At 63.9% G+C, this 16,881-nt stretch carries 21 protein-coding genes; 8 read left to right on the forward strand and 13 right to left on the reverse strand.

Annotation, left to right across the window (positions count from 1 at the left end):
* Position 1: 1 nt before the first annotated feature.
* From VIO10_RS09890 to VIO10_RS09905, 4 genes are all read right to left on the reverse strand, one after another.
* Positions 2-1,183: a methyltransferase domain-containing protein gene (locus VIO10_RS09890; RefSeq protein WP_331963079.1), complete on the reverse strand. Its 1,182-nt coding sequence runs from the start codon at positions 1,181-1,183 to the stop codon at positions 2-4.
* Positions 1,184-1,201: 18 nt separating this feature from the next.
* A complete protein-coding gene (gene efp, locus VIO10_RS09895; protein WP_331963081.1) occupies positions 1,202-1,765 on the reverse strand; it encodes an elongation factor P in 564 nt (187 codons plus the stop codon).
* 160 nt (positions 1,766-1,925) lie between these two features.
* Positions 1,926-2,063 (reverse strand): hypothetical protein, encoded by a 138-nt coding sequence (locus VIO10_RS09900; RefSeq protein WP_331963083.1) that lies wholly within the window; start codon positions 2,061-2,063, stop codon positions 1,926-1,928.
* 252 nt (positions 2,064-2,315) lie between these two features.
* A complete protein-coding gene (locus VIO10_RS09905) occupies positions 2,316-2,549 on the reverse strand; it encodes a hypothetical protein (RefSeq protein WP_331963085.1) in 234 nt (77 codons plus the stop codon).
* Positions 2,550-2,571: 22 nt separating this feature from the next.
* Between VIO10_RS09905 and VIO10_RS09910 the strand changes: the two genes are divergently transcribed.
* From VIO10_RS09910 to VIO10_RS09945, 8 genes are all read left to right on the forward strand, one after another.
* Positions 2,572-3,579, forward strand: coding sequence for a YgfZ/GcvT domain-containing protein (locus tag VIO10_RS09910; protein WP_331963087.1), 1,008 nt, complete (start codon positions 2,572-2,574; stop codon positions 3,577-3,579).
* Positions 3,580-3,647: 68 nt separating this feature from the next.
* Complete coding sequence (locus VIO10_RS09915; protein ID WP_331963089.1) at positions 3,648-3,791, forward strand: hypothetical protein; 144 nt, start codon at positions 3,648-3,650, stop codon at positions 3,789-3,791.
* Between the two features lie 42 nt (positions 3,792-3,833).
* On the forward strand, positions 3,834-5,405 hold the full coding sequence (locus VIO10_RS09920) for an amidohydrolase (protein ID WP_331963091.1): 1,572 nt from the start codon (positions 3,834-3,836) through the stop codon (positions 5,403-5,405).
* Positions 5,402-6,181, forward strand: a complete 780-nt coding sequence (locus tag VIO10_RS09925) for an enoyl-CoA hydratase/isomerase family protein (RefSeq protein ID WP_331963093.1) — start codon at positions 5,402-5,404, stop codon at positions 6,179-6,181. The genes VIO10_RS09920 and VIO10_RS09925 overlap by 4 nt, the downstream gene beginning before the upstream one ends.
* 30 nt (positions 6,182-6,211) lie before the next feature.
* On the forward strand, positions 6,212-7,759 hold the full coding sequence (locus VIO10_RS09930) for a long-chain-fatty-acid--CoA ligase (protein ID WP_331963096.1): 1,548 nt from the start codon (positions 6,212-6,214) through the stop codon (positions 7,757-7,759).
* 137 nt (positions 7,760-7,896) lie between these two features.
* The gene (locus tag VIO10_RS09935) at positions 7,897-8,541 is read left to right on the forward strand and encodes an enoyl-CoA hydratase/isomerase family protein (RefSeq protein WP_331963098.1); all 645 of its coding nucleotides are present in this window, start codon (positions 7,897-7,899) and stop codon (positions 8,539-8,541) included.
* Positions 8,542-8,595: 54 nt separating this feature from the next.
* Entirely contained in the window at positions 8,596-8,715 is a 120-nt protein-coding gene (locus VIO10_RS09940) for a hypothetical protein (RefSeq protein WP_331963101.1), read from the forward strand.
* Between the two features lie 51 nt (positions 8,716-8,766).
* Complete coding sequence (locus tag VIO10_RS09945; RefSeq protein ID WP_331963104.1) at positions 8,767-9,006, forward strand: GlsB/YeaQ/YmgE family stress response membrane protein; 240 nt, start codon at positions 8,767-8,769, stop codon at positions 9,004-9,006.
* A gap of 26 nt (positions 9,007-9,032) precedes the next feature.
* Here VIO10_RS09945 and rsfS read toward each other — a convergent pair whose 3' ends face one another.
* The 9 genes from rsfS to sufT all read right to left on the reverse strand — a co-directional run bounded on the left by rsfS (position 9,033) and on the right by sufT (position 16,538).
* The gene (rsfS, locus tag VIO10_RS09950) at positions 9,033-9,422 is read right to left on the reverse strand and encodes a ribosome silencing factor (RefSeq protein ID WP_331963107.1); all 390 of its coding nucleotides are present in this window, start codon (positions 9,420-9,422) and stop codon (positions 9,033-9,035) included.
* Between the two features lie 85 nt (positions 9,423-9,507).
* Positions 9,508-10,146: a nicotinate (nicotinamide) nucleotide adenylyltransferase gene (gene nadD, locus VIO10_RS09955; RefSeq protein ID WP_331963110.1), complete on the reverse strand. Its 639-nt coding sequence runs from the start codon at positions 10,144-10,146 to the stop codon at positions 9,508-9,510.
* Positions 10,147-10,166: 20 nt separating this feature from the next.
* Positions 10,167-11,420 carry a glutamate-5-semialdehyde dehydrogenase gene (locus VIO10_RS09960; RefSeq protein ID WP_331963113.1) on the reverse strand — a complete coding sequence of 418 codons (1,254 nt, stop codon included), beginning with the start codon at positions 11,418-11,420 and terminating at the stop codon, positions 10,167-10,169.
* A gap of 128 nt (positions 11,421-11,548) precedes the next feature.
* A complete protein-coding gene (gene proB, locus VIO10_RS09965) occupies positions 11,549-12,694 on the reverse strand; it encodes a glutamate 5-kinase (protein ID WP_331963116.1) in 1,146 nt (381 codons plus the stop codon).
* Positions 12,682-13,695 (reverse strand): GTPase ObgE, encoded by a 1,014-nt coding sequence (gene obgE / locus VIO10_RS09970; protein ID WP_331963119.1) that lies wholly within the window; start codon positions 13,693-13,695, stop codon positions 12,682-12,684. The genes proB and obgE overlap by 13 nt, the downstream gene beginning before the upstream one ends.
* A gap of 42 nt (positions 13,696-13,737) precedes the next feature.
* Positions 13,738-14,766 (reverse strand): LLM class F420-dependent oxidoreductase, encoded by a 1,029-nt coding sequence (locus tag VIO10_RS09975; RefSeq protein WP_331963122.1) that lies wholly within the window; start codon positions 14,764-14,766, stop codon positions 13,738-13,740.
* Positions 14,767-14,888: 122 nt separating this feature from the next.
* A complete protein-coding gene (rpmA, locus tag VIO10_RS09980; RefSeq protein WP_331963126.1) occupies positions 14,889-15,173 on the reverse strand; it encodes a 50S ribosomal protein L27 in 285 nt (94 codons plus the stop codon).
* A gap of 66 nt (positions 15,174-15,239) precedes the next feature.
* Positions 15,240-15,560: a 50S ribosomal protein L21 gene (gene rplU, locus VIO10_RS09985; protein WP_331963129.1), complete on the reverse strand. Its 321-nt coding sequence runs from the start codon at positions 15,558-15,560 to the stop codon at positions 15,240-15,242.
* A gap of 438 nt (positions 15,561-15,998) precedes the next feature.
* Positions 15,999-16,538: a putative Fe-S cluster assembly protein SufT gene (gene sufT / locus VIO10_RS09990; protein WP_331963132.1), complete on the reverse strand. Its 540-nt coding sequence runs from the start codon at positions 16,536-16,538 to the stop codon at positions 15,999-16,001.
* Between the last annotated feature and the right edge of the window lie 343 nt (positions 16,539-16,881).

The raw sequence follows: 16,881 nt of genomic DNA on the forward strand, positions 1-16,881 counted from the left end.
TCTATTCCTTGCGGCACACGTAGATTGCCGCCGGCTTGCCGAGCACCGACACGCGGATAATCCTGCTCGGTGCGATCTTGCCGACGCGCTCGAGCTCGCGCATCAGCCGCCACTCCGCCGTCAGCATCACCATCACGCCGCCGCTCTTGAGCACGCGCGCGAACTCCCTGAACCACAGCGGATAGAGTTTTCGATTCTCGCCGTGCGATCCATAGCGCAATCCCCACGGCAGGTTGGTGACGATTTTATTTACGCTCGCGTCGCCGAGCGGGATTGCGCCCGCGTCCCAGTTCTCGAGCTGGATTGGCTTGTAACGCGCGCCGACATTGATCCGCGCCGCCGCGAGCGCCGCATGATCGCGATCGCCGCCCAGCAGCATCGCGTAGCGCCCCAGATGCGCCCGCTCGATCAGAATGGTTCCCGCGCCGCAAAATGGATCGAGCACCACGTCGTCCTCGCACGGCTCCGACAGCCATCCCAGCGCCGCCGCACTCGACGCGCGCAGCGAGGCGGGGCGATGCGCCGCCTTGTACTCGCGATGCCGCATGCGGTCGTCGCTGAGCCTCACCGTCAGAAAAAACTCCGCGTCGATCATGCTCGCCCAGAACTCGACGTCGGCGTCCTCTTCTTCCAACCGCCAGGTGTGGTCGCCCCGCTCGAGAATCCCGCGCTCGACCGCGCGTTGAAAATCCACGCGCCGAAATTCGTGCTCGCCCGCCATCCTGGCGATCACGCGGAACTTGAGCCTGCGGCCCGCGCGCGTCCCCGGCGAGACCTTGACCCGCGCCGCCAGCGCGGCCTCGACCAGCGGCGCTTCGCGCGCCGCGGCGCGAATCTTGTCCAGCGCCACGCTCTCCGGTCCAACCCCGGCTCGGTAGCCGGCCAGCCCGAACAGGTCCTCGGCGGTCCGGATCGCGCCCAGTTTCTCGGCGGCCGGCGCGAAAAAAATCGTCATCCCGGCGCGATCGGGCACCACTCGCCGCGCGATCTCACGGGCGCGTCGGATTCGTCCTGCTATTTCCAAAGCCGCGATCCCCTCGAATCCGGGCTGCGTATGCGCGACGTAGAGGTTCGGCCCGAAGCGTATCGGATGCGGCTGCGCGCGCTCGGGCGCAGCCTTGCGATTCAGCGCAGCCTTGCGATTGCGCCCGGCATGTCGTTCCGTCTGGCGCGCGCTAATCAACTTCGGCTCGCGTGCGCGCTACTTCGAGCGTGACAGGTACTCGCCGGTTTCGGTGTTGATCGTGATCGTGTCGCCCTCGACGACGAAATGCGGCACCTGGATCGTCCTTCCGGTCTCCAGCGTCGCCGGCTTGAGCGTGTTGGTCACCGCCGCCGTTTTCACTCCCGGATCGGTCCGGGCCACCTTGAGCGCCACCGTTTTCGGCAGCCGGACGTTGAGCGGCGTCGTTTCATAGAACTCGACTTCGACTTCGAGGTTCGGCGTCAGAAATCCCACCACGTCCTCGATCAGCTCCTTGGGAATCGTGATCTGCTCGTAGTTCTCGGTGTTCATGAAATGGAAATCGTCGCCGTCCTGATAGAGGAACTGCATCTTGCTCTGGTTCAGGATGACCCGCTCGACGCGATCTTCCGACCGAAACCGGTTCTCGGTTTGCGATCCCGTCTTCACGTTGCGCAGCTTGGTCTGCACCATCCCGCGCCAGTTGCCGGGCGTGATGTGCGTGATCGTCATGATCCGGTACAGCTCTTTGTTGTATTCGACAATCATACCCGGGCGCAGTTGCGTCGCTTGAATCAGCATTGTGTGGACACTCTCGATAAAGAACGAAGGTTAAGAGGGCAATTCTACGCAAGCCCGCAGCGCGCGGCAAGTTTTTTGCGCCAATCTTCGAGCGTGCCCCGCCCGCTAAAACACTAAATCACCAGGGATTCGGATCGATCGCGCGGCTTGACCCGTGCGGCTACGGCGATTGCCGGTAGCGTTCTGCCGTTTGCTTTATCTGACGTGAGAGCTTCAGGAATATATCGCCCTCGTCGTAGATAAAGAGCGCGAGAGCGCCGCCGGCGCCGACAATCAAACCCAGGATAAATGCGCCCATAGTTTTGCTCCTTCGGATATCCCGGATTATATTCAAATCCGCCCTCTGAAACCTAATACTTTTTGTGTCATCCCGACCGAAGCCGAGGGCCCCCGCCAGAGGTGACCCCTGGCCGTGGCGACGGCAGCGCAGCATTAAGCCGTTGGCAGGGGCGAGCCCGCCATCGGCGGGCGGCCTTAATACTGGGTGCAGGGGTCACCCCTGCCATCGCGTAGTCGCGAAAAGATGCGCCGCGCAGATTTTCGCGTCTTCTCACTGCGGGTGCAGGGGCCGCAGCCCCTGGCCGTTGGCACGGCTGGCCAGTATTACGCCGAGAGAAAAAGACGCGCCGCGCGGATTTTTCGATTCGTTACCGGGTGCAGGGCTCAGCCCTGCCGCGGAAGGGTGAAACCCGCGCAGGGTTTCACATTCAATCACGGTGAATTCCGAATTCAACAAAGTGATTTCCCCTTCCTGCATGCCGCTGGCGTTACGCAACGCCGCCACTTTCTAGTATCTTGATACTGTCGTGGCACATCTCGAAACAACCGATCATCCGACCGCGCCCGCAATCGCCGACGCGGCCTTCGACGCCGCTTACGACGCGGTGGTACACGCGGCGGGCGTGCACGTGCTCGACGGCCGAATCGTCGTGCGCGTGGTCGGCGACGATCGCGCTTCGTTCATCCACGGGATGTGCACCGCCGACGTAAAGGGCGCCCGCCCCGGTTCCATCCTGCCCGCGCTGTTTCTGACCGAGCACGCGCACGTGATCGCCGACGCATTCATCTGGGTCACCGGCGATGCGCTCGTGCTCGATATCGACTCCGATGCGTGGACGCGCACGCGGGCGCATCTTGAGCGCCTGCTGGTCGCCGACGATGTCGAATTCGAAGACGCCAGCCGGCTTGCCCTGATCGACGTCGAGGGACCTGCCGCGCTCGACGCGGCCTGCCCTGCTGAAGTGGCTGCGTCCCTGCCCCCTTGGCGCTTCATCGAAGCCGGCAAGTCGCTGATCGGCAACCTGCCTCGTTACGGCGGACCCGCTGTATCCGTAATCGCTTCGCGCGATTCGGTCGATTCGACCATCGCCGGCATACTTGCGAGGGCGCCGCATTCGCGCCGCGTCGATTCGAGCCCGCTCGAAACCATCCGCGTCGAAAACGGCGTTGCACTCGTCGGTGTGGATACCGCTGACAAGACGATCGCACTCGAGGCGCGGCTCGATCGCGCAATCTCGTTCTCCAAAGGATGCTACCTCGGGCAGGAAACTATCGAGCGGGCGACCGCGCGCGGCGGTTTGAAAAAACGGATGTTTGGACTTAAGTTCAGTGATGCGCAGGTGCCTCCGGTCGGCGCGGTCGTCAGTCTGGCCGGGACGGAAGTCGGCCGTGTGACCAGTGCCGTGCGCTCGCCGCGATTGGGCGCGATCGGGCTTGCGATTTTGCACCACAGCGCATGGACGCCCGGGGTTGAGTTGAAGATTGGCGGGGACGGCGCCGCGATCGTGACTGATTTGCCGTTCGCGCAGAGTTAAAGAGTTGAAGCGATACTTTAAGTTTAACCTGCGGGCCCGCACGGCCCCGGTTCAAGGAGTGAATTGCGATGGCTAACGTGCTCGGTAAGCGTTACATATGCGAAAAGTGCGGCACCGAGGTGCTCTGCAACAAGGCTGGCGCCGGCGGCGTCGAGTGTTGCGATGCTCAGATGAAGATCAAGGAAGCCAAGCCGCTTCCAAGTTCCGACTAGAGCGTCCATACGCCGCCGCGCTCGGTCGCAGGCGACGAAGGCATGCGTTCCGAAGTGGTAGTCCCGCCCGCGAAAGCCGACTTGGTTCTTCACGAGGGTCTGGTCCTCGGCCACCCCGGCAGCGACTCGGTTGCCATCTCCAGGGGCTTGATCGCCGCGCACGGTCCGTTTGCGGAACTGAAGCCGCTGGTCGGTCCGCGAACTCATCTGATCAAGCTCGCGGGCCGCGCTGTCGCTCCCGGTTTCATCGATTCGCACCTCCATTTCCTGCAAGCTGCCGCCGCTGCCACCGGAGTCTCGGTTCAGCGATGCCGCACGGTTGGCGATCTGCTGGCCGATCTGCGGCTTGCCGCCGGCAAAACTCCGCCCGGCAACTGGCTGCGCGCGTTCGGATGCGACGAAGCGATGATGCTGGAAAAGCGCGGGCCCACGCGCGCCGAGCTCGATCAGTCGCTGCCCAAGAACCCGCTGCGCTTGCGCCATCAGACGTTGCACGCGACCTGGCTCAACTCGCGCGCCATCGCGTTGCTCGGCCTTGAGGCTCCCGGCTTCACCCCGCCGCTGGGCGCCAACATGATTCGCGACGCCGCTGGCAAGCTCACCGGCCTCGTGGTCGGGATGGAAACGTGGCTGTCGAATCATCTCCCGCTCGTGACCGCCGCGGAATCGGAATCACGCGCGCGCATCATGAGCCGCGAACTGGCCGCCGCGGGAGTGACCACGTTCACCGACGCAACCGCGCGCAACGGCCCCGTCGAAGTCGAACTGTTCGCCAAGCTGGCGGCTTCGGGCGCGATATGCCAACGCGTCGGCGCGATGATCGGCGCGCAGCATCTCGACGCCGTCGATCGATGCGAACAACTTGCCCGCGCCGCTGGAATCGGGTTGTCCGCCGTCAAGTTCATGCCCGGCTATCAGTACGACCGTGCCGGGCTCGCGCGCACCGTGCTCCACGCGCTCGACCGCGGACTCGATTGCGCCTTTCATGCGACCGAAATCGAAGAATTGGAAGAGGCGCTCGCCGCGATCGAAGCCGCCAAGGCGGGTTTCGCCGGCGAACGCGCCATCCCGCGGTTTCGCATCGAGCACGGCGGGCTGATTACGCCCAACTACATAGACCGGCTCATGGCGCTCGGCGTGTGGGTCGTCACCAACCCCGGCTTCATCCACTTCCGCGGTCCCAAGTACGCCGCGGAGCCCGGCCTCGTCGCGCATCTCTACCGCGCGCGAAGTCTCAAGGCCGCTGGTGTTCATCTGGCCGGCGCCACCGACGCCCCGGTCACACCCGCCAAGCCGCTCGCGGCGATTGCGGCCGCGGTTTCCCGCACCACCATCGACGGCGTCGAGCTCGCACCCGCCGAAGCGCTCCCCGTCCACGAGGCCTTCGCGCTTTTCACGATCGACGCTGCGCGCCTCGCCCGGCTCGAGGCCGGCGCCGTCGAGCCCGACCGGCTTGCCGATCTCATCGTGTTGCCGCGCGACCCGTTCTCGCTCAAGCCCGCCGATCTGATGAACCTCGCCGTCGATATAACAATCGTCGGCGGCCGCGTGGTTTACGAGCGCGGCCGTCCCGCCATCGCCAGCAGCGACAGCGCCGACCTGCGCTCCGGATGATGTCATCGAGCGGCTCGAGCGCGGTTCTCTACAGCAAGCGCGGCCCCGTCGCGTGGGTCACGCTCAATCGTCCCGATCAATTCAACGCTTACAACATGGCGATGCGCGACGATCTGTTTCAGGTCCTCGCCGCCATCCACGACGATCGCGAGGTTCGCGCGATGGTCTTGCGGGGCGCCGGTCCGGCCTTCTCCACCGGCGGCGATCTTGCCGAGTTCGGGATGGCGCCGTCGCCGATCGTCGCGCGATGGGCCCGCTTTCGCCGCGACGTGTGGGGGATGCTCCGCGCGCTGCCCGTCCCGACCATCGCGGCCGTCCACGGCTTCACGGTCGGCGGCGGACTCGAGATGGCGCTGCTGTGCGACCTCGCCATCGCCGCCGACGACACCCGCCTTTGCCTGCCCGAGACTGGCGCCGGCATGATTCCCGGCGTCGCTGGCACCCAAACCGCCGCGCGCCGGCTCGGCCTGGGTCGCGCACTTGACCTTTGCCTCACCGGCCGTTGGATTGACGCCCAAAACGCGTTATTTGTAGGTTTGGTCGCCGAAGTAGTTCCCGTGGCGGATTTGGATCGTCGCGCTCTGTGGCTCGCCCGCGCCTTTGGACGGGTCGCCCGCGAGCGGTCCGCGATGCTAAAGCTGGCGGTCTGGGGAGGGCTCGATTTGCCGCTTCGACAGGGACTCGAACTCGAACGCCGGCTTTGGAAACGGCTCGCGCTGATCGAAAACAACCGCGGACCCGCGCCTGTCCGCGGCGGAAAAAATGCCAATATTTGATTTGCATATACCCCGGAGGAATCGCGCGCTGTGAACACGGTTAACTTCGTCACGATCCCATCGTCGATCGTGCCCGACCAGGAAATCCTGGTCTTCGGCGCGCGACGCCTTACTTACGCGGATCTGAACGACCGGGTCGCGCGCCTGTGCGCGGTCTTCAAACAATTCGGTCTGGCGCATGGCGACGTCGTTGCCCTGCTCGACACCAATTCCGACCTCTACATCGAATGCTACTACGCTGCCGCCAAGGCCGGGCTCATATTCCTGCCGCTTAACTACCGCGCCAAGGATGCCGAGCTCGAATACATGATCAACACCGCACAGGCGAAGGCCTTGCTCGTCGGCGATCGCTACCTCGAACTGATAAACAAAATTCAGTCCCGGCTCAGCGCGAGCAGGATTGTCGCGATCGGAGACGCTGCCGGCGGATTGCCGCGGCTCGCCGATCTGATCGCCAAGGCTGCGCCCGATGAATCCGAAGCTGAAGTCGAAGACGAGGATATTTCGATCCTGATGTACACCAGCGGCACCACCTCGCTGCCCAAGGGTGTGCAGTTGCGCTTTCGCGATTTCACCGCCTACGTGACCGCCAACGTCGAGATGGCCGACGGCACCGATCGCGGGGTCTCGCTGGTGTGCGTGCCCTTTTATCACATCGCCGGAACCACCGCGTACATGACCAACATGTGGACCGGCCGCAAGATGATCGTGATGCCGCAATTCGACGCCCGCGCGTGGCTCGATCTCGTCCAGCGCGAGCGCGTCACCCATGCCTTCGTCGTGCCCACGATGATGAAGCAGATCATCGACGAGCCGTCATTTGCGGGCTCCGATCTCTCCAGCCTGACCAACCTCGCCTACGGCGGCGCGGCGATGCCGGTGCAGGTAATTCGCCGCGCGATTGAAGTCTTCCCCAAACAAGTCGGCTTCGTGAACGCGTACGGACAGACTGAAACGACTTCATCGCTGACCGTGCTCGGCCCCGACGATCATAGAATCGAGGGCACGCCCGAGCAGATCGAGCTCAAACTCAAACGCCTCAATTCGGTAGGCTTGCCGCTCCCCGATGTCGAGATTCGCGTCCGCGACGAGGACGGCAACTTCCTCCCCGCCGGCCAGGTCGGCGAAATAATCATCCGCACCCCGCGAATCATGAAGGGCTACGCCGGCCGCGACGACAACGCGCGATTGCTCGACGGATGGCGCGCCACGGGCGATCTCGGATGGCTCGACAGCGACGGCTACGTCTTCTTCGCCGGCCGCAAGGACGACATGATCATCCGCGGCGGCGAAAATATTGCTCCCGCGGAAATCGAAACCGTCCTCATGAGCCATCCGGCCGTCGATGAATGCGCCGTTATCGGCGTGCCCTCGGTCGAGTGGGGGCAGATTGTCAAGGCCTTCGTCGTCGTGCGCAAGGGAAAGACCGTGACCGAGCAAGAGCTCGCCGACTTCTGCCGCTCGCGCCTTGCCAGCTTCAAGCGTCCCGAGCGTATCGAGTTCATTCACGCGCTGCCCAAAAATCCGCTCGGCAAAGTCCTGCGCAAAGATCTGCGCGCGCCCGCTGGAGACATCTGACGCCGCGCCCCGCCAAAAGAACCCGAACCCGCGCCGGGCGCCACGGTGGCGCCGGCGCAGTCGAGGTTGCATTCGCCAGCGGATGCGTCAGCGCGACGCTTCGCTACGCCAGTGGGCGCGCCCGGCTCACGCCCGCGATGGCGGTGCGGATGCTCGAGCTGATCGAGCAGGTCGAGGATGACGACGCCGCCCGCATGCTCGCTGTCACCGGTGCCGGCTCCGTGTTCTGCACCGGTTTCGACGACGGCGTGGATCCGCGCCTGGTCGAATCGCTCGCGGTGCTCTCCAAGCCCACCGTGGCGATCATCAACGGCGACGCATTCGATGAAGGATTGGAACTTGCCATGGCCGCCGACATTCGGGCCGCCATTTCGTCGGCTCGATTCGCGATCACGCAGATGAAACGCGGCGCGATGCCCCACTTCGGCGCGACCCAGCGGCTCCCGCGGCTGGTCGGCGCCGCCAACGCTCTGCGCCTGATGCTCACTGGAACGGCTCTGGGAGCCGGCGAGGCGATGCGCATCGGACTGGTCACATATCTCGCCGACAGCCGGATCGAGCTCGCCGCATTAAGCGGTCGCGTCGCCGAGGCGATCCTGAGCCGTGCTCCGCTCGCCGCGCGGCTGGTCAAGGACGCCGTGCTCAAGGGTTACGACATGACATTGGAGCAGGGCATAAGGCTTGAGGAGGATCTATACGCCCTGCTACAAACGACTGCCGACCGCGCCGAAGGCGTGCGCGCCTTTCTCGAGCAGCGCAAACCGCTGTTCCGAGGCGCGTGAATGTTCAGCGCAAAGTTTTAGGAAAAAATCGTCAACAAGGATCAGGATCCACGAATGGCAAATCAGCTCGGCAAAGTTTACATCTGCGCCAATTGCAAATCGCAGGTTATCGTCACCAAGGGCGGCTCCGGACAACTCAAGTGCTGCGGCGTCCCGATGGAACAAAAAAAGTAGCGGTCCCGCTCGGTCTTTCGAGCGTTATCGCGACAACCAGGAGGACCCACGATGATTTTTTGGATCATAGTCGGAATAATCGCGGGATGGCTCGCGGGCAAGCTGATCCGCGGTGAAGGCTTCGGATTGATCGGCGATCTCGTGCTCGGCCTGCTCGGTGGCCTCGTCGGCGGATGGATCTTCGGCGCACTCGGCATTCCGGGACCAAGCGGCATGATCGGCGCGATCGTCGTCGCGACCATCGGCGCCGTCATCCTGGTCTGGATCTCGCACGTAATTCGCGAAGTCTGACTAAAAAACTCCGCGCGCGCCGACTCTCACCCGATCGCCCGGATGCGCAAGCCCTCGGCCTGCGTCCGAATCGGCTCCGGTAGCTTCACTTCGTGCGCGTCGATCCAATTCGTCTCGAGCCGATAGAACTCGCGCGCCGGTTCGTAGAACAGATGGATCACGACGTCGTCGTAGTCGAGCACCACCCAGTGCGCGTGATGCATCCCTTCGACCGCCAGCGCCCGCTGTCCCGCCTTGCCCATCGCGTCCTCGATCCCGCGCGCGATCGCCTGCACCTGCACGTCGGAGCGTCCGGTCGCCACCAAAAAATAATCCGCGACTGACTTCAGATGCTCGACTTCGAGCACCACCAGGTCGTAGGCCTTTTTTTCCAGCGCCGCTTCGGCGGCGGCGTATGCCTTTTTCAGCGCGGTCAAGAAATGTGTCCGCGACGCGGCAACGTGCTCGCCGCTGGTGGCTGGTTCGATCGGAATGAACGCGAAAGTTTAAGCAGAGCGATCCTCAATAGAGCGCGTGGTACTGGATGTAATCGACGACATCGCTCGGCACCAGGTACCTGATCGATTCACCGTGTTGCAGTTTGCCGCGAATTTCAGTCGCTGAAATGGGTAGGAACGTGGTTTCGACGAAAGATAGCGTTTGTCCGCTCGAATGCACGTAGTGATCGTCTGCCTGAGTGTAGCCAAATCGTTTGAGCGCGGCAACCGAGATTCGCGGCGGACCCGCCTCGCCTTCGATTAACCTTGTATGAACGGCGAAGTTGCACAGGCGCGCCAGTTCGTCCGGCTCCTTCCATGATTCCAGCTCGGCAAACTGATCCGCGCCCATCAGCAGGTACAGCGTCGCCGGCTGGCGCAGCGTCGCCAGGTAGTAGCGCACCGTGTCGATCGTGTACGAGTGCCCGGCCCGCCGAATCTCCACGTCCGACGCCATGAAATGCCGGTTGCCCTTGGTCGCCAGCCGAACCATCGCGAGCCGATGCTCGGCGGGCGCCAATTCGGTCTTCGCCTTATGCGGCGGCGACGCGGCCGCAATGAAATATACCAGGTCGAGCTCGATGGCCTCGCGAACTTCCTCGGCCGCGCGCAGATGCCCGAGATGAATCGGATTGAAACTGCCGCCGAACAATCCTACCCGCATGCTTTTTTCAGCTTCGCGGCTCAGGCGCGAACTTGCCCGGTCCCGCCAACGACGTACTTGTAGGTGGTCAACTCGTTGAGTCCCATCGGCCCGCGCGCGTGCAGCCGATTGGTCGAGATTCCGGTCTCTGCGCCGAATCCGAATTCGAAACCGTCAGTGAAACGCGTTGACGCATTGACGTAAACCGTAGCCGAATCGACCTCGCGTTCAAAGCGCGCCGCCGCCTCCGCGTCGCCGGTGACGATCGCGTCCGCAAGATGAGACCCGTGACGCGCGATGAACGCAATCGCCTCGTCAAGCGAATCCACCACTTTCACCGCCAGGATCAGCTCCAGATATTCCGTGTCCCAGTCTTCGTCCGTCGCCGCGCGTGCCGCGGGCACGATTTTTCGCGTCCGCTCATCCCCGCGTATTTCGACCCCGGCCGCCGTCATCCGCGCGGCGAGCGCGGGCAGAAATTTTTCCGCGACCGCGCGATGCACCAGCAGCGTTTCCATCGAATTGCAGACCGACGGCCGCGAGCATTTCGCGTTCAAGCAGATTTCCTCGGCCATCTTCAGATCGGCCGCGGAATCGACGTAGGTGTGGCAGATGCCGTCAAAATGCGGCAGCAGCGCAACCGCCGAGCCTTCCAGCGCCTCCTTCAACGACTTGCCGCCGCGCGGGATTATCAAGTCGATCAGCTCGCGGCTGCGCTTCATTATCTGGATTACTTCGCGATCCGGATCGCGGATAAAGGTCGCCGCGTCGGGATTGAGCCCGGCGTCCCGCAACGCTTGCGCGATCAATCCCGAAAGAAATCCGTTGCTGCCGAGCGCCTCGCTGCCGCCGCGCAACACCACCGCGTTGCCGGCTTTCAGCGTCAGCGCGGCCGCATCCACCGTGACGTTGGGGCGAGATTCGTAAATCATCGCAATCACGCCGATCGGCACGCGCCGCTTTTCGATCTTCAGCCCGTTGGGCCGCGTCCACTTCTCGATCGCAGCCCCGACCGGATCGTCGAGCGCCTCGACCTGAAGCACGCCCGCGGCCATCGCTTCGATTCGCTGGTCGTCGAGCGTCAGCCGCTCGACGAACGCTCCGCCGCGTCCGCTCTTGCGCGCGCGCTCCAGGTCGGTTGCGTTGGCGCGGATAATTTCCGCGCGTGAATCGCGAATCGAGCTCGCCAGCCGGCGTAGAAAATCGTTTTTCTGCGCCGTGGTGGCCAGCGCCATCCCTGGCGCCGCCGCCCGCGCCCGCGCAAGCGCCGCAACCGTATCCGCTTCAACACTCATCCATCTGCGAGAATATATCCCGAACCCGCTCAAATAAACTGCGGGTCTTTCGCCCCCCAACTTCTAACAGGGACGAAGTCCCGCATCCTCTCTTAGTACCGGGTGCAGGGGTCACCCCTGCCCGCTCGCTACGCGATCTCCTTGATCAGCACGAAGTTGTCGCGATGGATAATCTCGTCGGCCACTTTGTAGCCGAGCAGAGCTGAAATTTCAGTCGAACGCCGCCCGGCCACTTTCAGCACGTCGGACGCCGGATAGTTCACCAACCCGCGCCCGAACTCGGCTCCATCGGGATCGAGCAGGCTCACGCAAGCGCCGCCACCAAAGTCTCCGCGAACCTCCCGCACGCCCGAGGGCAGCAGCGAACGCCCTTTGTTGCACAGCGCGTCGGCCGCGCCCTTATCGACCGCGATTGAGCCCGCCGGCCGCAGCGCGAACGCTATCCAATGCTTTCGGCTCTTGAGCCGCACGCCGGCCGGCACGATCAGCGTGCCCGCCTCGCGCGCCGGATCCAGCGCGCTTGTGACGATGCCGGCCTCGCGCCCGCGCGCGATTATCACGGCGATTCCGGCCTGCGCCGCCTGCCGCGCCGCCTTCAACTTGGTCGCCATCCCGCCGCTCCCCAGCGGACCCGCATGCTCGGCCACCAGCCCGCGCATCTCGGCCTCCGGATCGCTGATCACGGGAATCAACCGCGCGTCGCTGCGCTCGCGCGGGTCGGCGGTCAGAACGCCATCCACATCGCTCAAAATAATCAAGAGCTGCGCCTGCACCAGGCTCGCGACCAGCGACGACAGCACGTCGTTGTCGCCCAGCCGTATTTCCTCGACCGCAACCGTGTCGTTCTCGTTGACGATTGGAATCACGCCCGCGCCCAGTAATTCCGCAATCGTCTGGTTCGCATTGAGACGCCTGCGGCGTTCCGCCAGGTCCTGATGGGTGAGCAAAATCTGCGCGACGGTCCGATCGTGGACGGCGAATGCGTGCGCCCACGCCGACATCAGCTCGATTTGCCCGGTGGCGGCCGCGGCTTGCCGCGCCGCAATCGTTGCGCCGTGAAGTTTCGAGAGGCGCGCGCGTCCGGCCGCCACCGCGCCCGACGTGACGATCACGATTTCATGGCCGGCCCGCACCGCCGGCTCGATCTGCGCCGCGAGCTGCTCGATCACATCGACGCGCAGTCCTTCGACCTCGGACAACACGGCGCTGCCGACTTTGATCACGACGCGCCGCGCGCGCGCGACCGCCGATTCCTTGTAGTTCAGTTGGGACATGCCGCCGGTTGATCCATCCGATGAAGCATCCGCGCGATCGCCGCGACCAGCGGCGCCAGATTTTCGCGCTTGTCCGCCGAAATCGGGAATACCTCGAGACCGGTGAGCTTGCGCAGCTTGCGCGCGGCCTTGTTCGCCTCGCCGACGCCGATCAGATCGGTCTTGTTGAGCGCGACCACCGCCGGGCGATCGGCCAGCGCGGGATCGAACGCCGCGATCTCGGCGCGCACGGTCGCCAGCGCGGAGTCGGGATTATCCGCGCCGTCGAGCACGTAAACGACCAGCCGCGTGCGCGCCAGATGGCGCAAAAAACGGATTCCGAGTCCAAGCCCGCGATGCGCTCCCTCGATCAGCCCGGGGATATCGGCCAGCGTGAAACCCTCCTCGCCGGAGATTGACACGCGGCCGATGTTGGGCGCCAGCGTCGTGAACGGGTAGGACGCGATCTTCGGGCGCGCCGCGCTGAGCGCGGCCAGCAACGTGGACTTGCCCGCGTTAGGAAGTCCTACCAGCCCGGCGTCGGCGACCAGCCGCAGTTCCATCCGGATCCATCGCTGCTCGCCCGCGGTTCCCGGCGTCGCAATTCGCGGCGAGCGCCGCGTCGAGGACGCGAAGTGCATGTTGCCGCGGCCGCCCTCGCCGCCCTGCGCGATTGTCGCCGTGTCGCCCGGCATCACCAGGTCCGCAAGCGTCATCCCGCTTTCCTCGTCGAAGACGATCGTCCCGGGCGGCACTCGCACCACGACGTCGTCGGCGCCGTGGCCGTATTGTTCCTTGCCGCGGCCGGGTTCGCCGTCCTTCGCGATCAGACGCGGCTGATATTTGAAATCGAGCAGGGTCGAGAGGCCTTCATCGACCTGGAAGATTACGCTGCCGCCGCGTCCGCCGTTGCCGCCCGCGGGTCCGCCGAACGGCCGGAATTTTTCGCGCAAAAACGCGATTGCGCCGTCGCCGCCCTTGCCGGCGTGCACGAATACCCTGGCTTCGTCGATAAATCGCATGGCGGCCTGACCATTATAGTCCCTGCGAGCGGCGCCGATCTGCTACAGACATATCTCCGCCAGCGCGCGGACCGCGTTGATATCGCCGGTGCCAATCAGCATCGTCTTGACCGGCGACGCCTTCCACGCCTTGAGCCGGTCCGCGATTCGCTCGCGACTGCCCACCAGCGCGACCTCATCGACCAGCTTGTCCGGCACCATCGCCATCGCCTCGGCCTTCTTGCCGGCCAGGTACAGGTCCTGGATTTTCACCGCGACCTCTTCGTAGCCGAGCCGCTTGGCGTAGTCGTTGTAGAAATTTTTCGCGCGCGCGCCCATCCCGCCGATGTACAGCGCCAGCATCCCCTTCACCGGCATCCGGCATCCGGCGAGGTCCGAGCCCATGATGCAGGTGACGAACGGCGCGACGTCGAAATTGTCGAGGCTCTTTTTGCCGCCGGTTTTCGCAAAGCCTTGCTTGAGCGGCGCGCCGTAGATGTCCCATCGCTCCGGATTCATCCAGACCGGAATCACGCCGTCGGCAATTTCCGCCGCGAGCGCGATGCCCTTGGGGCTGATCGACGCGGTGTAGATCGCCATGTCCTTGCGCCCGTGCAGGATGCTCTTGAGCGGCTTGCCGAGCCCCGTCGCGCCCGGACCGGTGTACGGGATGTCGAATTCCTTGCCGTGATGCTCGACGGGGACTTCGCGCGCGAGAATCGTGCGCACGATCTCGATGTACTCGCGCGTGCGCTGCAGCGGTTTGCCGTACGACACGCCGTGCCAGCCCTCTACTACCTGCGGACCCGACGGCCCGATGCCGAGGATAAAGCGGCCGCCCGACAGCGCGTCCAGCGTCATCGCGGTCATCGCGGTCGCGGCGGGAGTCCGCGCCGGCATCTGCATGATTCCGGTGCCGAGCCGGATTTTCTTGGTCAGCGCGCCGATCCAGGCCAGCGGCGTAACCGCGTCGGAGCCGTAAGCCTCGGCGGTCCACACGGAATCGAAACCGACGCGTTCCGCTTCGAGGATGGTGTCCATCGGCAAGCCCATCTGCGCCCCCGAATAGCCGGAAATTAAACCTAGTCGCATCGAAGTTCCTCCCGTCGCGAGTTGCGGAAATGAAAAGCAAAATCAAGGATCAAAAACACTAAAAAGAGAAGCCCCACGGCGCACCGCGGGGCTTCAATTCGAATCTTGCGGGCTGACGGTCCCTAAGCAGACGCCCCTGCGCTATCGGTGCCGGCCGGGAGCGGCTCGACGCTCACTTGCCGCTTCTCACCCTTCGGCTCGTACTTAACCACACCGTCAATGAGCGCGTAAATCGTATAGTCGCGGCCCAGACCGACGTTGCGCCCCGGATGCACGCGGGTGCCGAGCTGGCGGATGATGATGTTGCCGGCCTTGACGGTCTGCCCCGCGTAAATCTTGATACCACGGCGCTGGCCCGGACTGTCGCGGCCATTGCGCGTCGAACCCTGGCCTTTTTTGTGCGCCACGCAGTGTCTCCCTGGATGAAGCGGCCTTCGGGGCCGCGGTTCACTGAAAAAAATTAACGCGGGCGACTATGCGCCAGCGGAAACGGAAATTTCCTCGATCTTGAGCACCGTCAGTTCCTGCCGATGGCCGCGTTTGCGGCGGTAGTTCTTGCGGCGCTTTTTCTTGAACACGATCACTTTCGTGCCGCGCGGCTGCTGGACGATCTTTGCCGTCACCGACGCGCCCGCGACCACCGGGGTGCCGACCTTGGGCGCATCGCCGCCGACCGCCAGCACGTTGTCAAGTGATATAGCCGCGCCAACCTCGCCGGCCAGCCGCTCGACCGTTATCTGGTCGCCGACGCCGACGCGGTACTGTTTTCCGCCTGTCTTTACTATTGCAAACATCGATATGCCGAACGAACACAATTATCGGACGCCGTCGGGCGTGTCAACGCACCGCCGACTTCGGGTGCTGTCTTAATTAGAGGCTGAGTGTCTGAATTTCGGAGTGCGAGTGTCTTAATTTCCCTTGAGACGCGGATCGTCGGTCGCGATGCAGCGCTGATTTGTCAAAAGGATATACCGGTCACTTGCAGCCGCGACGCTTCCAGAAGGGCCGATCCAATTCTTGTGACTCTCCGCGATAGCGCGAAGCCTGGCGTTAGTCTCCTCACACGCGGATTCCGTCTCGTAAACGCGATCGACACGATACCACTTAGACAAAGGCACACTGCCGTCGATCTTTGCCTTGTCACCTTCCATGACTATTGGCGGCATCAGTAAATACCAGCCCACAAGCGCGAGCGCGGCGGCGTGGCGGGGCTTCACAAAGCGCCGCGTCGATCAGTCGATGCCGAGGCGCTCGCGCCCCTCGGGAGAAATCATCTGCGGAGTCCACGGCGGATCCCACACCAGATCGACGTCCGCCTCCGACACGCCCGGGATGCTCATGATCTTGAAGCGCGCGTCGGTCGCGATCGAGGCGCCCATGCCGCATCCCTGCGCCGTCAAAGTCATCTTGACTTCGACTTTCTTGGCGCCGTCGCCGGCGTCCTTCACTTCCATTCCATAGACCAGGCCGAGGTCCACGATGTTGACGGGGATTTCGGGATCGAAGCAGGTCTTGAGCTGCTCCCAGACCATCGCTTCGAGATCGCCGCCCCCCGACGCCGACACCGCGCCCGCATCTTCGGGCTTCTTGCCGACCGCATCGGCGTCTTTGCCCGCGACGCGGAACAGGCCGCCGTACGCGGCAATCTGCAGGGTGAAGGTCCCGCCGAGCGATTGCGTGATAAAGGCCTCGGTCCCCTTTGCCAGCATCATTTTGCTTCCGGCCGGGATCCGGACGCCTTCGCATTCGCGGGTCAATTCAACACGTTCCATCTGCACATACCTTCCTTGTCAGACATGTCATTGTAACGCGACCGCCCGGCGCGGGCCATACCCGCGACGCTGCGGCGCACCCAAGCAGAGCCCCTGCGGGCGAGATGCTTTGAGGCTTCGGCGTAGCTGAGGACGGCTACACGCGGGGTTTTTCACTGGTCGTTGGCACGACGGGCCAATGTGAATCGGAAAATATGCGCGACGCATCTTTTCCTCTCGACCCTGAGAGCGAAAGACCGTCCTCGGGATTTCGCGATGGACACTGGGTGCAGGGGTCACCCCTGGCCGTTGGCACGGCTGGCCAGTATTAAAAGACTGCGCGCCCGCGGCACGGGCCGCGCCC

This window comes from Candidatus Binatus sp., from assembly GCF_036567905.1.
GTDB lineage: Bacteria > Desulfobacterota > Binatia > Binatales > Binataceae > Binatus.

What these genes read in the sequence shown, in the direction of transcription:
- efp (WP_331963081.1), bottom strand. Translation starts at nt 1,765, where the DNA reads ATGCTGATTCAAGCGACGCAACTGCGCCCGGGTATGATTGTCGAATAC.
- VIO10_RS09900 (WP_331963083.1), bottom strand. Translation starts at nt 2,063, where the DNA reads ATGGGCGCATTTATCCTGGGTTTGATTGTCGGCGCCGGCGGCGCTCTC.
- VIO10_RS09915 (WP_331963089.1), top strand. Translation starts at nt 3,648, where the DNA reads ATGGCTAACGTGCTCGGTAAGCGTTACATATGCGAAAAGTGCGGCACC.
- VIO10_RS09920 (WP_331963091.1), top strand. Translation starts at nt 3,834, where the DNA reads ATGCGTTCCGAAGTGGTAGTCCCGCCCGCGAAAGCCGACTTGGTTCTT.
- VIO10_RS09925 (WP_331963093.1), top strand. Translation starts at nt 5,402, where the DNA reads ATGATGTCATCGAGCGGCTCGAGCGCGGTTCTCTACAGCAAGCGCGGC.
- VIO10_RS09935 (WP_331963098.1), top strand. Translation starts at nt 7,897, where the DNA reads ATGGCGGTGCGGATGCTCGAGCTGATCGAGCAGGTCGAGGATGACGAC.
- VIO10_RS09940 (WP_331963101.1), top strand. Translation starts at nt 8,596, where the DNA reads ATGGCAAATCAGCTCGGCAAAGTTTACATCTGCGCCAATTGCAAATCG.
- VIO10_RS09945 (WP_331963104.1), top strand. Translation starts at nt 8,767, where the DNA reads ATGATTTTTTGGATCATAGTCGGAATAATCGCGGGATGGCTCGCGGGC.
- nadD (WP_331963110.1), bottom strand. Translation starts at nt 10,146, where the DNA reads ATGCGGGTAGGATTGTTCGGCGGCAGTTTCAATCCGATTCATCTCGGG.
- VIO10_RS09960 (WP_331963113.1), bottom strand. Translation starts at nt 11,420, where the DNA reads ATGAGTGTTGAAGCGGATACGGTTGCGGCGCTTGCGCGGGCGCGGGCG.
- proB (WP_331963116.1), bottom strand. Translation starts at nt 12,694, where the DNA reads ATGTCCCAACTGAACTACAAGGAATCGGCGGTCGCGCGCGCGCGGCGC.
- obgE (WP_331963119.1), bottom strand. Translation starts at nt 13,695, where the DNA reads ATGCGATTTATCGACGAAGCCAGGGTATTCGTGCACGCCGGCAAGGGC.
- VIO10_RS09975 (WP_331963122.1), bottom strand. Translation starts at nt 14,766, where the DNA reads ATGCGACTAGGTTTAATTTCCGGCTATTCGGGGGCGCAGATGGGCTTG.
- rplU (WP_331963129.1), bottom strand. Translation starts at nt 15,560, where the DNA reads ATGTTTGCAATAGTAAAGACAGGCGGAAAACAGTACCGCGTCGGCGTC.
- sufT (WP_331963132.1), bottom strand. Translation starts at nt 16,538, where the DNA reads ATGGAACGTGTTGAATTGACCCGCGAATGCGAAGGCGTCCGGATCCCG.